Below are 17,136 nucleotides of genomic sequence, written 5' to 3'. Positions count from 1 at the left end.
CAGGCAGGAACCCCATGATGGACGCCTTCGAACTCCCCCGCACCCTGGTCCAGTCCCTTCAACAGCGTGCTGCGCAGACGCCGGACCAGGTGGCGTTGCGCTTCCTCGCCGAGAGCGCCGAGCACAGTGTGGTGCTCAGTTATCGCGACCTCGACCAACGCGCCCGCACCATCGCCGCTGCCTTGCAAGCCAACGCTGGCCTGGGCGAGCGTGCGGTGTTGCTGTTCCCGAGTGGCCCGGACTATGTGGCGGCGTTCTTTGGTTGTCTGTACGCCGGGGTGATCGCGGTGCCGGCGTATCCACCGGAATCCACGCGCCGTCATCACCAGGAGCGCCTGCTGTCGATCATCAGCGATGCCGAGCCGCGGCTGCTGTTGACCATTGCCAGCCTCAGCGAGGGCCTGGCGCAGATTGAAAACGCGCCCAAGGTGTTGAGCGTCGACACCCTGGAGGCGCAGCAGGCCGACCAGTGGGTCGAGCCCGACCTCAAGGCGGACGACATCGCGTTCCTGCAATACACCTCCGGCTCCACCGCATTGCCCAAGGGCGTGCAAGTCAGCCACGGCAACCTGGTGGCCAACGAAGTGCTGATCCGCCGTGGTTTTGGCATCGACCTCAACCCCGATGACGTGATCGTCAGCTGGTTGCCGCTGTACCACGACATGGGCCTGATCGGCGGCCTGCTGCAACCGATCTTCAGCGGCGTGCCCTGCGTGTTGATGTCGCCGGCCTACTTCCTTGGCCGACCTTTGCGCTGGCTGGAGGCGATCAGCGAATACGGCGGTACCATCAGCGGTGGCCCGGACTTCGCCTACCGCCTGTGCAGCGAACGGGTCAGTGAGTCGGCCCTGGAGCGCCTGGATTTGAGCCGCTGGCGCGTGGCCTATTCGGGTTCCGAACCGATCCGCCTCGACACCTTGGAACGCTTCGCGGAAAAATTCGCGGCCTGTGGTTTCACCCCGAATAATTTCTTCGCCTCCTACGGCCTGGCCGAAGCCACCCTGTTTGTCGCCGGCGGTACCCGTGGCCGTGGCATTCCCGCCCTGCGCCTGGACGAACAGGCGCTGGCCGCCAACCGTGCCGAACCGGGGCAGGGCCCTGCGATCATGAGTTGCGGCACCAGCCAGCCGGACCACGCCGTGCTGATCGCCGACCCGCACACCCTCACCGAGCTGCCCGACCAGTGCGTCGGCGAACTCTGGGCCACGGGCCCGAGCATCGCCCACGGCTACTGGCGCAACCCGCAAGCCAGCGCCAAGACCTTCGTCCAGCACGCTGGCCGCACCTGGTTGCGCACCGGTGACCTGGGTTTTATCCGCGACGGTGAGGTGTACATCACCGGGCGCCTGAAAGACCTGCTGATCGTGCGCGGCCATAACCTCTACCCCCAGGACATCGAACAGACCATCGAGCGCGAAGTGGAAGTGGTGCGCAAGGGCCGGGTCGCCGCGTTTGCGGTCAATGACCAGGGCCTGGAAGGCATCGGCATCGCCGCGGAAATCAGCCGCAGCGTGCAGAAAATCCTGCCGCCCGAAGCGCTGATCAAGGCGATCCGCCAAACCGTGGCCGAGGCCTGCCAGCAAGCCCCGAGCGTGGTGGTGCTGCTCAACCCAGGCGCTTTGCCGAAGACCTCCAGCGGCAAAGTGCAGCGTGCCGCCTGTGCGATTCGGCATGCCGATGGCAGCCTCGACAGCTACGCGCAGTTCCCCGGGCAGCCGGGGCAGGCGAGCGAAGTGGCGCTGGAATCGGACCTGCAACAGCAGATCGCGGCGATCTGGTGCGAACAACTGCAACTGGCTCATGTGGCGGGCGACGATCACTTTTTCCTGCTGGGGGGCAACTCCATCACCGCGACCCAAGTGGTCGCCCGCCTGCGCGAAAGCCTGGGGCTGGAGCTGAACCTGCGCCTGTTGTTCGAAGCGCCGACCCTCGCCGCCTTCGCCACGGCCGTCGCGCAGCTGCAACAGGATGGCGGTGTTGCCCAAGGCGCAATCCACGTGCTGTCACGTCAAGAAGACTTGCCCCAATCCCTGGCACAGAACCGCCTGTGGATCACCTGGCAATTGGACCCTCACAGCAGCGCCTACACCATTCCAGGCGCCTTGCACCTGCGCGGCGAGCTGGATGAAGACGCACTGCGCCAGAGCTTCCAGCAACTGATCCAGCGTCACGAAGCCCTGCGCACGCGCTTCTACGAGCGCGACGGCCAGGCGTTTCAGCGTGTCGAGGCTACGGCGGATGTCGAACTGTCGATCATCGACCTCAGCGACCTGCCCAACACCGAGCGCGAAGCCCGTGCGCAAGAGGTTCGCGAAGACCAGGCGCGCAGCCCGTTCGACCTGGAAACAGGCCCGTTGCTGCGGGTCACCCTGGTGCGCCTGGACGACGAAGAGCACCAATTGCTGGTGACCTTGCACCACATCATTGCCGACGGTTGGTCGCTGAATATCCTGATCGACGAGTTCTCGCGCCTGTACGCCGCTGCCGCCCAAGGCCAGTCCCTGGAGTTGCCGCCGCTGGCCTTGCAATACGCCGACTACGGCAGCTGGCAGCGCCAATGGCTGGCCGAAGGCGAGGGCCAGCGACAGCTGACGTATTGGAAAGCGCAGTTGGGTGACGAGCACCCGGCCCTGAACCTGGCCACCGATCACCCGCGTGCCGCCCAGCATCGGCACAGCGCCTCGCGCCATCGCCAGCGCCTGGATGCGCGCCTCAGTGCGGCGATCCGCCAGACCGCCCAGGCCCATGACTCAACACCGTTCATGCTGCTGCTGGCGACGTTCCAGACCTTGCTCTATCGCTACAGTGGCCAGCGCGATATCCGTATCGGCGTGCCCAATGCCAACCGCCCACGCCATGAAACCCAGGGCCTGATCGGCTTCTTTATCAACACCCTGGTGCTGCGCGCCGAACTGGACGGGCGCCTGCCGTTCAATCAGTTGTTGGCCGCCACCCGCGAGACCACATTGGCCGCCCAGGCGCATCAGGACCTGCCCTTCGAACAACTGCTGGAAGCCTTCCCCCAGGCCCGCGAGCAGGGCCTGTTCCAGGTCATGTTCAACCACCAGCAGCGCGACCTCAGTGCCTTGCGCCGCCTGCCGGGCCTGCTGGCCGATGAGTTGCCCTGGCACAGCCGCGAAGCCAAGTTCGACCTGCAACTGCACAGCGAAGAAGATCGCAATGGGCGCTTGAGCCTGTCGTTCGACTACGCCGACGAGCTGTTCGATTGCGCGACCATCCAGCGTCTGGCCGAGCACTTCATCCATCTACTTCACGCTGTGTGCGCGCAACCACAACACGCCATCGGTGATCTGCCGTTGATGCAGGCTGACGAACAGCAACCCTGGAGCGAAGCCCCCTGCGCGCCGGCCCGGCACTGGCTGCCCGAGCTGCTCAACCAACCAACGTCGGACGCCACCGCATTGGTCTGGCAGGACGGCAGCCTGACCTTCGCCCAACTGCACACCCAGGCCAACCGCCTGGCCCATTACCTGCGCGACAAAGGCGTCGGCCCGGACGTGTGCGTGGCTATCGCCGCCGAGCGTTCGCCGCAACTGCTGATCGGCCTGCTCGCCATCATCAAGGCCGGTGGCGCCTACGTGCCGCTGGACCCGGATTACCCCGCCGAACGCCTGGCCTACATGCTCAACGACAGCGGCGTGCAACTGCTGCTCACCCAGACCGCGTTGCTGCCCCAACTGCCTAGCGCCGAAGGCGTGAGCGTGATTGCCATGGACAGCCTGCACCTCGACAGCTGGCCGACCCAGGCGCCAGGCTTGCACTTGCACGGCGATAACCTCGCCTACGTGATCTACACCTCCGGTTCCACCGGCCAACCCAAAGGCGTGGGCAACACCCACGGCGCCCTGGCCGAGCGTTTGCAGTGGATGCAGGCCACCTATCAACTGAACGAAACCGATGTGCTGATGCAAAAGGCGCCGATCAGTTTCGACGTGTCAGTGTGGGAATGCTTCTGGCCATTGATTGCCGGCTGCCGCCTGGTATTGGCCGGGCCGGGCGAACATCGCGACCCGCACCGCATCGCGCAGCTTGTGCAGGAACAGGGGGTGACCACGCTGCACTTCGTGCCGCCGCTGTTGCAGCTGTTTATCGACGAGCCGCTGGTGGCCGAATGCACCAGCCTGCGTCGCCTGTTCTCCGGCGGCGAAGCCTTGCCCGCCGAGCTGCGTAACCGCGTACTGGCGCGCTTGCCAGCGGTGCAATTGCACAACCGCTATGGCCCGACCGAAACCGCGATCAACGTCACCCACTGGCAGTGCGCCGCCTCGGATGGCGAGCGCTCGCCGATTGGCCGGCCGTTGGGCAATGTGATCTGCCGCGTACTGGACGAGCAGCTCAACCCTTTGCCGGCCGGTGTGCCGGGCGAACTGTGCATCGGCGGTATCGGCCTGGCGCGGGGTTACCTGGGCCGTGCCGGGCTGACAGCCGAACGTTTTGTCGCCGACCCGCTGGGCGCGGCGGGCGCCCGCTTGTATCGCACCGGTGACCGTGCGCTCTGGAACGCCGATGGCGTGCTTGAATACCTCGGACGCCTCGATCAGCAGGTCAAACTGCGGGGGTTCCGGGTGGAGCCGGAAGAAATAGAAGCGCGCCTGCTGGCCCAGGTAGGCATTGCCCAGGCCGTGGTGCTGGTGCGTGATGCACAGTTGATCGGCTACTACACCGCCGACACCGAACTGGATGAACAAAGGGTCAAAGCCGCCCTGGCTGCCGAGTTGCCGGAGTACATGGTGCCCGCGCTGCTGATGCGCCTGGACGCCATGCCCCTGAGCCCCAGCGGCAAGCTCGACCGGCGTGCCTTGCCAGAGCCGGTATGGCAAACCCGCGAACACGTCGAACCGCACACACCTTTGCAGCTGCAAATCGCCGCGATCTGGCGCGAGGTGCTTGGCCTGCCACGCATCGGCCTGCGCGATGACTTTTTCGCACTCGGCGGGCACTCGTTGCTGGCCACGCAAATCATCTCCCGCACCCGCCAGGCCTGCGACGTCGAACTGCCCCTGCGCACGCTGTTCGAAGCCAGCGAGCTGGGCGATTTTGCCCAGCAGGTCGGGCTGATCCAGGCGGCGGGCCAGCGCAACCAACAGACTGCCATCGCCAAAGTCGACCGCAGCCAGCCGGTCCCTTTGTCCTATTCCCAGCAGCGCATGTGGTTCCTCTGGCAGATGGAACCGGACAGCCCGGCCTACAACGTCGGCGGCATGGCGCGCCTGCGCGGCGTGCTGGATGTGGGGCGTTTCGAGGCCGCCTTGCAGGCCTTGATCATGCGTCACGAAACCCTGCGCACCACTTTCCCAAGTGTCGATGGTGTGGCCTGTCAAAAGGTCTCGGCGCAAACCAATGTGCGCATGGACTGGCAGGATTTCTCCGCGCTGAATGAGCCGCAGCGCCAGCAGCGTTTGCAGCAACTGGCCGATGTCGAGGCGCACACGCCGTTCAACCTGGAAACCGGGCCGCTTTTGCGCGCCTGCCTGGTCAAGGCCGGCGAGCAGGAACATTACCTGGTGCTGACCCTGCACCATATCGTCACCGAAGGCTGGGCCATGGACATCTTTGCCCGTGAACTCAGCGCCTTGTACGAAGCCTTTATCGACGAGCGCGACTCACCGCTGCCAGCGTTGCCGGTGCAGTACCTCGACTACAGCGTATGGCAACGCCAGTGGATGGAAGCCGGTGAGCGCCAGCGTCAGCTGGACTACTGGACCGCCCAACTGGGCAACGAACACCCGTTGCTGGAATTGCCCGGCGACCGTCCGCGGCCACCGGTGCAAAGCCATCGGGGCGAGCTGTACCGGTTTGATTTGAGCGATGAGCTGGCCGCCCGCGTGCGAGCCTTCAACGCCCAGCACGGCCTCACGCTGTTCATGACCATGACCGCGACCCTGGCGGTGTTGCTCTACCGCTACAGCGGCCAGACCGACCTGCGCATCGGCGCGCCAGTGGCCAACCGTATCCGTCCGGAAAGCGAAGGCTTGATTGGCGCGTTCCTCAATACCCAGGTGCTGCGTTGCCAGCTCACTGGGCAGATGCGGGTCAGCGAGCTGTTCGAGCAGGTGCGCCATACCGTGATCGAGGGCCAGTCCCACCAGGACCTGCCGTTCGACCATCTAGTGGACGCCCTGCAACCGCCGCGCAGCGCGGCGTACAACCCGTTGTTCCAGGTGATGTGCAACGTGCAGCGCTGGGAATTCCAGCAAAGCCGCCAACTGGCTGGCATGACCGTGGAGTACCTGGCCAACGATGCGCGGGCGACCAAGTTCGACCTCAACCTGGAAGTCACCGACCTCGACCATCGCCTGGGTTGCTGCCTGACCTACAGCACCGACCTGTTCGACGAGCCGCGTATTGCGCGTATGGCCGAGCATTGGCGCAACTTGCTTGAAGCGTTGGTCGCCGATCCTGGCCAGCGCCTGAGCGAATTGCCGTTGCTGAGCGCAGATGAACAACGCGCCTTGCAAGACAGCCTGGGGGTGGAGAAGGGCGAGCATCGCCTCGACCAGTGCATCCATCAACTGTTCAGCCAGCAGGCCAGCCAGCGGCCGGATGCCCCGGCGCTGACCTTTGCCGGTGTGACCCTCTCGTATGCGCAACTGGATGAGCGCGCTAACCGCCTGGCCTGGATGCTACGCGAGCGTGGCGTGGGCCCGCAGGTGCGCGTGGGCCTGGCGCTGCCGCGTTCGCTGGAAATGGTCGTCGGTTTGCTGGCGATCCTCAAGGCCGGCGGTGCCTATGTGCCGCTGGACCCCGAATACCCGCTGGACCGCCTGCATTACATGATCGAAGACAGTGGCATCGGCCTGCTGCTCAGTGATGCGGCCCTGTTCGAAGCCCTGGGTGAATTGCCGGCGACGGTGGCGTGCTGGTGCCTGGAGGATGACTCGCCGGTGCTGGCGAATTACCCCGCCGAAGCGCTGCCGTTCGTGAGTCTGGCGCAACACCAGGCGTACCTCATCTACACCTCGGGTTCCACGGGCAAGCCCAAAGGCGTGGTGGTGTCCCACGGTGAGATCGCCATGCATTGCCAGGCGGTGATCGAGCGCTTTGATATGCGCCCGGATGACTGCGAGCTGCACTTTTACTCGATCAACTTCGATGCTGCCACCGAGCGTTTGCTGGTGCCGCTGCTGTGCGGGGCGCGGGTGGTATTGCGCGCCCAGGGCCAGTGGGATGCCGAAGAAATCTGCGCGCTGATCCGTACCCATCGCATCAATGTGCTCGGTTTCACCCCGAGCTACGGCAGCCAGTTGGCGCAGTGGCTGGCGACCCAGCAACAGACGCTGCCGGTGCGCATGTGCATCACCGGTGGCGAAGCCTTGACCGGCGAACACCTGCAACGCATCCGCGCAGCGTTCACGCCCCAGCTGTTCTTCAACGCCTACGGCCCCACCGAAACCGTGGTGATGCCCCTGGCCAGCCTGGCGCCCGAGCAGTTGGAGGAGGGCGCTGGCAGTGTGCCGATCGGCAGCATCGTCGGCGAGCGCGTGGCTTACATTCTCGACGCCGACCTGGCGCTGGTGCCCCAGGGCGCCAGCGGTGAGCTGTACATCGGTGGTGCCGGCCTGGCCCAGGGTTATCACCAGCGGCCGGGGATGACGGCGGAGCGTTTTGTCGCAGACCCGTTTGCTGGCAAGGGCGGGCGCCTGTACCGCACCGGCGACCTGGTACGCCAACGCGCCGATGGCCTGGTGGAGTACCTGGGGCGCATCGATCATCAGGTGAAGATCCGCGGTTTTCGCATCGAACTGGGCGAAATCGAAACGCGCTTGCTCGAACATGACGCTGTGCGCGAAGCGGTGGTGCTGGCACTGGATGCGCCGAGCGGCAAGCAATTGGTGGCGTACCTGGTCAGCGATGCCGAGCACGCCGCTTTGCGCGACGCGTTGAAGGCGCACCTCAAGGCGCAACTGCCGGACTACATGGTGCCCGCGCATCTGATCGTGCTGCAGAGCATGCCGCTGACCGCCAACGGCAAGCTCGACCGCCGTGCCTTGCCTGAGCCGGACCCAGAGGCCAATCGCCAAGCCTACGTCGCGCCGCGCAGCGAGCTGGAACACAGCCTGGCCGCCATCTGGTGCGCGGTGCTGAACGTGGAGCAAGTCGGCCTCGACGATAACTTCTTTGAACTGGGCGGCGACTCGATCCTGTCGATCCAGGTGGTGAGCCGGGCGCGCCAGGCCGGGATTCATTTCAGCCCCCGTGACCTGTTCCAGCACCAGACCGTACAGAGCCTGGCTGCCGTGGCGACTCGCTCGGAGCTCATTATCGCCGAGCAAGGATTGCTGACCGGCCCCTCGGGCCTCACGCCGATCCAGCACTGGTTCTTCGACACCGACATCCCGGCGCGCCAGCACTGGAACCAGGCATTGGTGCTCAAGCCACTGCAACTGCTCGATGCCCATCGCCTGGAGCAAGCGCTGCTGGCGGTGCTGGAACACCACGACGCGCTGCGCTTGAGCTTTACCCCGCGCGATGCGCAATGGCATGCCGAACATATGGGCGTGCCGGAAGGCGGCGTGCTGCTGCAGGCGCAGGTGCGCGACATGCAGGCGTGCACGGCGTTGTTCACCGACACCCAGCGCAGCCTCGACCTGGCACAGGGGCCGCTGCTGCGCGCCTTGCTGGTGGACGGGCCGCAAGGTCAGCAGCGCTTGCTGATCGCCATCCATCACCTGGTGGTGGACGGCGTGTCGTGGCGCGTCCTGCTGGAAGACCTGCAAAACGTTTATCGCCAACTCAGTGACGGCCAGTCCGTCAGCCTGCCGGCCAAAACCAGCGCGCTGCGCGATTGGGCTGCGCGCTTGCAAGCCTATGCCCACAGTGAGTCCTTGCGCGAAGAGTTGAGCCTGTGGCAAGCGCAATTGGCTGGCCCCGCCCTGGCCTTGCCGGTGCAGCGCCCACAAGGAACATTGCGAAACTGCGATGCCGAAACGGTCAGCGTGCGCCTGGATGCCGAGCGCACCCGGCAGTTGCTGCAACAGGCTCCGAGTGCCTATCGCACCCAGGTCAACGACCTGTTGCTGACCGCCCTGGCCCGCGTACTGTGCCGCTGGAGCGGGCAGGCCTCGGCACTGATCCAACTGGAAGGCCATGGCCGCGAAACCTTGTTCGATGACATCGACCTGACCCGCAGCGTGGGCTGGTTCACCAGTGCCTATCCGTTGCGTCTGACGCCGCAGGCCGAGCAGGGCGACTCGATCAAGGCGATCAAGGAGCAACTGCGCGGCGTGCCCCATAAAGGCTTGGGCTATGGCGTACTGCGTTACCTGGCCGAAGACCTGTGCAAGCAGAGCATGGCCGCATTGCCGAGCGCGCAGGTCACCTTCAACTACCTGGGTCAGTTCGACCAGAGCTTTGGCGCTGACGCGCTGTTCCATCCGCTGGAGGAATCCGCCGGTCAGGCCCATGACCCGGATGCGCCGTTGCCCAACGAACTGAGCATCGACAGCCAGGTCTACGGCGGCGAGCTGGTGCTACGCTGGACGTTCAGCCGTGAGCGGCATGATCAGCAGGTGATTCGCGATCTGGCCGAGGCCTACCTGGGCGAATTGCACAGCCTTATCGCCCATTGCCTGCAGGACGATGCCGGTGGCCTCACGCCGTCCGACTTCCCCCTGGCGCGCCTGACCCAGGTGCAACTGGACGCCTTGCCGGTCCCGGCCAGCGCCATCGAAGACGTCTACCCGCTGACCCCGATGCAGGAAGGCTTGCTGCTGCACACCCTGCTGGAGCCCGGCACCGGCCTGTATTACATGCAGGACCGCTACCGCATCAACAGCGCCCTGGACCCGGAGCGTTTTGCCCAGGCCTGGCAAGCGGTGATCGCCCGCCACGAAGCCTTGCGCGCCTCGTTCTGCTGGAACGTCGGCGAAGACATGCTGCAAGTGATCCACAAGCCCGGCAGTACGCCGATCGAGTACCTGGACTGGAGCGCCGACCCGCAGGATGAGCAGGAGCCGCGTCTGCAAGCCTTGCTCAAGGCCGAGCGCGAAGCCGGTTTTGACCTGCTCAACCAGGCGCCTTTCCACTTGCGCCTGATTCGCGTGGGCGAGGCGCGCTACTGGTTCATGATGAGCAACCACCACATCCTGATCGATGCCTGGTGCCGTTCGCTGCTGATGAATGACTTCTTCGATATCTACACAGCCCTGGGCGAAGGCCGCGATGCGCAACTGGCCGCGCCGCCGCGCTACCGCGACTACATTGCCTGGCTGCAACGCCAGAACCTCAACGAAGCGCGCCAGTGGTGGCAGCAAAACTTGCAAGGCTTCGAGCGCGCCACGCCGATCCCGAGCGACCGCCCGTTCCTGCGCGAACACGCTGGTGGCAGCGGCGGCATGATGGTGGGCGACTGCTACACCCGCCTGGATGCCCGCGATGGTGCGCAACTGCGCGAACTGGCCCAGGCGCATCAGCTTACCGTCAACACCTTCGCCCAGGCGGCGTGGGCCCTGGTGCTGCGGCGTTTGAGTGGTGATCGCGATGTGCTGTTCGGCGTCACCGTGGCTGGTCGCCCGGTGGACATGCCCGAGATGCAACGCACTGTCGGCCTGTTTATCAACAGCATCGCGTTGCGGGTAAAACTGCCCGAGGACGGCCAGCGCTGCAGCGTGCGCCAGTGGTTGAGCGCCTTGCTCGACAGCAATATGCAACTGCGCGAGTACGAATACCTGCCGTTGGTGACGATCCAGGAACACAGCGAATTGCCCAAGGGCCAGCCGCTGTTCGACAGCCTGTTTGTGTTTGAGAACGCGCCAGTGGAAGTCTCGGTGCTGGACCGTGCACAAAGCCTGAACGCCACCTCGGATTCTGGCCGTACCCACACCAACTTCCCGCTGACGGCGGTGTGCTACCCCGGCGATGACCTCGGTTTGCACCTGTCCTACGACCAGCGTTATTTCGACGAAAGCACCGTGCAAGACATGCTCGCTGAGTTCAAGCGCCTGTTGCTGGCGCTGGTGCAGGGCTTCCATGGTGACATGGACGAGCTGGCGCTGATGGGTGAGCAGGAACGTGAATTCCTCGTGGAAGGCTGTAACCAGAGCGCACATGCCTACCCGCTGGAACGCAGCTATATCGAGTTGTTCGAGGAGCAGGTCGCGCAGCATCCGCAGCGTATCGCCGCCAGTTGTCTTGACCAGCAATGGAGCTACGAGGATCTGAATCGCCGCAGCAATGGCCTCGGCCACGCGCTGATTGCGGCGGGTGTCGGCCTGGACCAACCGGTGGCGTTGTTGGCTGAACGTGGGCTGGATTTGCTCGGTATGATCATCGGCAGCTTCAAGGCCGGCGCCGGCTACCTGCCGTTGGACCCGGGCCTGCCGGGCCAGCGCCTGAGCCGCATCATCGACCTGAGCCGCACGCCGTTGCTGGTGTGCACCGAGGCGTGCCGTGAACAGGCCATCGAGCTGCTCGAAGGTGTCGATTGCCAGTTGCTGGTGTGGGAGGAAATTCCCGCCCGTGGTGAAAACCCAGGTGTCTACAGTGGCCCGGACAACCTTGCTTACGTGATCTACACCTCAGGCTCCACCGGCTTGCCCAAGGGTGTGATGGTGGAACAGCGCGGCATGCTCAATAACCAATTGAGCAAGGTACCGTACCTGAACCTGAGCGATGCCGATGTGATCGCCCAGACCGCGTCGCAAAGCTTCGATATTTCTGTGTGGCAGTTCCTCGCCGCGCCGCTGTTTGGCGCGCGTGTGGACATTGTGCCCAATACCATCGCCCATGATCCGCAAGGGTTGCTGGCCCACGTTCAAGCACAGGGCATCACCGTGCTGGAGAGTGTGCCGTCGCTGATCCAGGGCATGCTGGCCCAGGAGCGTATCAGCCTCGAGGGCCTGCGCTGGATGTTGCCGACCGGGGAGGCCATGCCGCCGGAGTTGGCCCATCAGTGGCTGCTGCGTTACCCGCAAATTGGCCTGGTGAATGCCTACGGCCCGGCGGAATGCTCCGATGATGTGGCCTTCTTCCGCGTCGATCTGGCGTCGACCCGTGGCACTTACCTGCCGATTGGTACGCCGACCGACAACAACCGCTTGTACCTGCTGGACGGCGCTTTGGAGTTGGTGCCTCAAGGGGCGGTGGGCGAGTTGTGCGTCGCCGGCACCGGTGTCGGTCGTGGCTATGTCAGCGATCCGCTGCGCACCTCCCAGGTGTTTGTACCCAATCCCTTTGGCGCGCCTGGTGAGCGCCTCTACCGTACCGGCGACCTGGCAAGGCGTCGCAGCGATGGGGTGCTGGAGTATGTCGGGCGTATCGACCACCAGGTGAAGATTCGCGGCTACCGCATCGAACTGGGTGAAATCGAAGCGCGCCTGCATGAACAACCCCTCGTGCGCGACGCGGCGGTGGGTGTGCAAGAGGGGGCCAATGGCAAACATCTGGTCGGCTACCTGGTGGCCGCCGATGCCACGCTGGAACCGAGTGAACAGCTGGAGCGCGTCAAGCAACGCCTGCGTACCGAACTGCCGGAATACATGGTGCCACTGCATTGGCTATGGCTTGACCGCCTGCCCCTGAATGCCAACGGCAAGCTCGACCGCAAGGCCCTGCCGGCCCTGGAGATCGGCCAGTTGCACAATCAGGACTATGTGGCGCCGCGCACTGAACTGGAAACTACGTTGGCGGGTATCTGGGCCGAGGTGCTGAAGGTCGAGCGGGTCGGGGTGCAGGACAACTTCTTCGAACTGGGCGGGCACTCGCTGCTGGCCACGCAGATTGCCTCGCGGGTGCAGAAGACACTGCAGCGCGATGTGCCGTTGCGGGCGATGTTCGAGTGCAGCACCGTGGCGGAGTTGGCCGAGTATATCGAGGGGGTGGCGGGCAATGAGGTCAGTGCCGAGAAGGTGGATCGGTTGAGCGATTTGATGGCGGAGTTGGAGGGGCTTTGATCTTCGTTGTCTGTCAGGGCCTCATTGCAGCATAGGCATCTACACAGCTGGACCTGTGGCGAGGGAGCTTGCTCCCGTGACGGCCTGGCAGCCGACGCTGATCGAGCTGGTGCACCGCGATCCAAATGTGGGAGCTGGCTTGCCTGCGATGGCGGCCTGACAGCCGACGCAGTTATACCGAGTACATATCCATTCCTGCGGTAACGGCCACTTAGGGTTCCGCTTTTACAGCGGCTCACTTTTGAAAAGCGCAAAAGTAAGCAAAACGCTCTTGCCCCACCACTCGGCACCTCGCTTAGGCTCGGTGTGCCCGAACACAGGCTTGAATCCGTGGGCCGCCGCCACGCGCCATCCATGGCGCGGGGCGGCTAACCCGGCGTCCTGCCGGGTTACCCACGAATTCAAGCCTGCGTTCGGCCAGCGTGGTTTAACGGGGCGCCTGAGATCAAGATCAAAAGCAGATCAAGAGCGACTCGCTTCGCATCGTGGTTACCGTCTGCTGTTACAACCCACAAAGTTGTGTAGATACCTATGCTCATCGCAGGCAAGCCAGCTCGCACATTGGATCGCGGGGCATCAGTTATATCTGTGTCGGCTGCCAGGCCGTCACGGGAGCAAGCTCCCTCGCCACAGATTTAGCGTCGTGCCGAAGTTGTGTAGATACCTATGCTCATCGCAGGTAAGCCAGTTCCTACATTTTGAGTTGTGAATACATTCAAATGTGGGAGCTGGCTTGCCTGCGATGGCGCCCGCGAGGGCGGCGCTTATTTTGGCCCGAGAATTTTCACTAACTTATCCGGCGAAGGCGCCCCTTGCTGCTGCTGCAACCCACCCTTGTCATCCAGATAGAAGATCGCCGGCGTCGCCGACAACTCCAGTTCATCCATCAGCTTCATATTGGCATCAAGCTTGGCCTCGACCTCGGCCGGGATCTTTTCCAGCGCCTTGAGCTTGCTGCCCTTGCCGGCGGCTTCGTGTTCTTGCAGGGCTTTTTGCGGGTCTTTGGCGGCGAGCAGGGCGGCGGATTTGCCTGGGCTGTCTTCGCGGATGATGCCGACCATGATGTGGCGCAACTGCACCTTGCCGGCCTTCACCCACGGGCGGGCCTGTTCCCAGAACATGTTGCAGTACGGGCAGTTGGGGTCGCTGAACAGGTAGACGGTGCGCGGGGCGTTTTTATCGCCGTCCTGGATCCAGCTGCTGTTTTCCATCTTGGCCCAGACTTCCTTGGCCATCGGCGCGTACACCAGTTTTTCCAGGGGCGCGGTGCTCAGGTCATTGCCTTGGGCGTCGTACAGGTTGCCCGCGATCACGTGCTTGCCGTCGGCGGTCAGGTACAGGGCCATGCCACGGTTCTGGTACTGGGCGGCGTAGCCGGTGAGGCCGCTGGGGGCATCGAATTTGCCGATGATCTTGGCACCTTTGGCTTCGATCTGTTTGATCGGCGCCGGCAGGTCTTCGGCCTGGGCCAGCGTAGCGGCTAGCGTCAAAGGCAGCAGGGTCAGCAGGTGGCGGAGGCGAGGCATGTCGGTTTCCTTGTCGTGGTGTTGTCGAAGGGTTCCATGGCACGGGCCAGGCTGGCTTCGGAGAGTTCGCCCAAGTGGCTGTTGATCAGGCGCCCATCGGCTTGGTAGAACAACGTGGTCGGCAGCGCCATGGAACCCACAGCCTGGCCGAGGCGGCCGCTGGCGTCGAACAGCACGTTGTCGAGGTTCAGGCCTTGGGTGGCCAGGTAAGTGCTGACGCTTTGCATGCTTTCGGCCTGGTTGACGAACAGGAAGGTCACATCGGGGCGCATGCGCTGGGCGTTTTCCAGCACCGGCATTTCGCGTCGGCACGGCGGGCACCAGGTGGCCCAGAGGTTGATCACCAACGGGCCGCCTTGATAATCCGCCAGTTGCACCACCTCGCCATTGGCATTGCGCAGGGTGATATCCGGCAGGCGCGTGCCTTTTTCGTACAGACTCAGGGACAGGCTGGTCATGCCCCAGAACACCAGGCCGGTGATCACCCCGGCGCTGAGCGGCTTGCGCAGGGCAGGGCGACGCCAGCCGTAGACCAGCGCGCCGAGAATCAGCGCGATGATCCCGGGCCAGGCGAGAAAGCCGCCGTCACGCAGGTCGACCATCTCCACCCAGTCGTTGCTGTAATAACTCCAGTACATCAGCACAAAGCTGACGCGGGCGGCGAGCAGGCCCAGCAGAAACAGGCTGAACAGCACCGACTCCGGGTTTTCGCCGCCGCGCTTGGCCACGCGCCAGCCCACCAGGGTGGCGAGAATCAGCGCGCTGATCAGCAGCAGGTGATTCAGGGCGATGGCGAAGGTGCCGATGGTGAGGGTCAGCATCAGAGAGCGTCCCGCGTCTGGGTCCAGCGTTGCAGGAAGGCAGCGGCGTCTACTTCGCCGGTGATGCGTTGGGCGCGGCGTTCTTCACCGTCCGGGCCGATCCACACGAAGCTCGGTGGCCCTGGCACTTTGTAGCGGCCCAGCAGCTCGCGGCTGGCCGCGTTGTCGGCGGTGACGTCCAGGCGTAACAGGCGCACGTCTTTGAGCGCGTCCATCACCTCGGGTTTGCCGAACACCTGTTTCTCCATGATCTTGCACGACACGCACCAGTCGGCGTAGTAGTCCAGCAGCACCCATTGGCCCTGGGCCTTGGCGCTGTCGAGCTGGCTTTGCAGCACGGCCGGGTCGTTGATCGTGGTGAAGGCATCGTGGGCGCTCGGTGCACCGGCGACCTTTGAGCCGCTGTAGACCTTCAAGGGTTGCCACAGCTCATCGCTGCCACCGGCCGCCCCCACCACCAGCACCGCGCCCCACAGACCCAGCACCAGGGAACCAGCGCCGAATACCTTGGCCGCCAGGCCGGACTCACGGGCCAGCGCCCAGCCACAGTACGCCATCACCAGCGCCAAGGCGCCCCACAGGCCGATCCACAGGCTGTCGCCGACCACCGGGCGAATCATCAGCACCGCGGTGCCCAGGAACAGGAAGCCGAAGATGCCCTTGAGCACGTTCATCCAGGTGCCCGGCTTGGGCAGGAAGCGGTTGCCCACAGTCACCAGCAGCAACAGCGGGATGCCGATACCGATGCCCATGGCGAACAGGATCAGGCCTCCGTGCAGCGCATTGCCGCTTTGAGCGATATACAACAGGGCGCCGGCCAGGGGCGCGGTCATGCACGGCCCCACCAGCAGGCCGGACAATGCGCCGAGCACACCGGCACCCACCAGGCTGCCACCGCTTTGCTGGCGGCTGACGTTATCGAGGCGGTCGCGCAGGAAGGCGGGCAGTTGCAGCTCAAAGAAGCCGAACATCGGCAGGGCGAGCAGCACGAACAACGCGGCAAAGCTGCCAAGGATCCACGGGGTTTGCAGCAACGCCGCCAGGTTGGCGCCGAGCAACGCGGCCATCACCCCCAGGGCGGCATACACCAGCGCCATGCACACCACGTAACTGCCGGCCAGGGCAAAGCCACGGCGCGGGCTGGCGCCACTGCCCACCACCAGGCCGGCGAGGATCGGCAGCATCGGCAACGAGCAGGGCGCAAACGCCAACAGCAGGCCCAGGCCGAAGAACACCAGCAGGCTCCACCCCAGGCTGCGCTGCTGCAGGCCGCTGGCCAGGCTTTGGTCCTGGGCTTGCGCGGTCGCGGCGACGGCCGGGTTGCCGCCCAGGTCCACGGTGATCGACTGCGGCGGATAGCACAGGCCCGCATCGGCGCAGCCCTGCCAGCCGAGCTTGACCTGGCCGGTGGTGCCGGCGGGGATCTTCACTTCCAGGCCCTGGCGATAGACTTGCTGCTCGCCAAAGAACTCGTCGCTATGGGCTTCACCCTCGGGCAGCACGGGTTTTTCGGCCAGGCCGTCGAACTTCATGCGTTGCTGGTACAGGTAATAACCGTCGGCAATCTGCCAAAACAGCTGGGTTTCGCCGCTCTCAAGACGTTCGGAGGTAAAGGCGAAGGCTTTGCCTACCGGGAGGAAGTCGGGTTTGGTTTCGAAGGGGCTGCCCGGCGCTGCCTGGGCGAATCCCGCGAACAACACCAGCAGAAAGGTAAACAGATGCCGCATGGTCAAGCCTTAGTTCGATGCAAGTGAGGCACACAATGTGTGGCGTTGATTAACCGATGATTAACCGCCGCTATTCTAGAGCGTAGGGATTGTCCGGTGTTGCGAACTTTAGCGGCATAATGCGCGCTTAATCCGTGGCTTTTCTAATCGC

4 protein-coding genes are annotated in these 17,136 nt (G+C 64.3%); 1 reads left to right on the top strand and 3 read right to left on the bottom strand.

Translation table 11 applies throughout. The features are described from left to right. Nucleotides 1-14: 14 nt before the first annotated feature. Nucleotides 15-12,911 (top strand): non-ribosomal peptide synthetase, encoded by a 12,897-nt coding sequence (locus tag AC07S6_RS00800; protein WP_495111508.1) that lies wholly within the window; start codon nt 15-17, stop codon nt 12,909-12,911. A gap of 764 nt (nt 12,912-13,675) precedes the next feature. Here the strand turns inward: AC07S6_RS00800 and dsbG are convergent. Genes dsbG through dsbD form a run of 3 tightly spaced genes read right to left on the bottom strand, consistent with a single transcriptional unit; the run spans nt 13,676 to nt 16,985 of the window. Further along, nucleotides 13,676-14,437, bottom strand: coding sequence for a thiol:disulfide interchange protein DsbG (gene dsbG, locus AC07S6_RS00795; RefSeq protein ID WP_020302229.1), 762 nt, complete (start codon nt 14,435-14,437; stop codon nt 13,676-13,678). Then, complete coding sequence (locus tag AC07S6_RS00790) at nt 14,413-15,258, bottom strand: TlpA disulfide reductase family protein (protein ID WP_038451026.1); 846 nt, start codon at nt 15,256-15,258, stop codon at nt 14,413-14,415. The genes dsbG and AC07S6_RS00790 overlap by 25 nt, the downstream gene beginning before the upstream one ends. Then, on the bottom strand, nt 15,258-16,985 hold the full coding sequence (gene dsbD, locus AC07S6_RS00785; protein WP_034126123.1) for a protein-disulfide reductase DsbD: 1,728 nt from the start codon (nt 16,983-16,985) through the stop codon (nt 15,258-15,260). The genes AC07S6_RS00790 and dsbD overlap by 1 nt, the downstream gene beginning before the upstream one ends. Between the last annotated feature and the right edge of the window lie 151 nt (nt 16,986-17,136).

The organism is Pseudomonas sp. GW821-FHT07B01, from assembly GCF_059419065.1.
The sequence above is the reverse complement of the archived record's forward strand: the minus strand, read 5'-3'. Positions and strand labels throughout refer to the sequence as shown.

Bases quoted from the DNA above. Each gene is read 5' to 3' on its own strand.
- AC07S6_RS00800 (WP_495111508.1), top strand. From the start codon at position 15: ATGATGGACGCCTTCGAACTCCCCCGCACCCTGGTCCAGTCCCTTCAA.
- dsbG (WP_020302229.1), bottom strand. From the start codon at position 14,437: ATGCCTCGCCTCCGCCACCTGCTGACCCTGCTGCCTTTGACGCTAGCC.
- AC07S6_RS00790 (WP_038451026.1), bottom strand. From the start codon at position 15,258: ATGCTGACCCTCACCATCGGCACCTTCGCCATCGCCCTGAATCACCTG.
- dsbD (WP_034126123.1), bottom strand. From the start codon at position 16,985: ATGCGGCATCTGTTTACCTTTCTGCTGGTGTTGTTCGCGGGATTCGCC.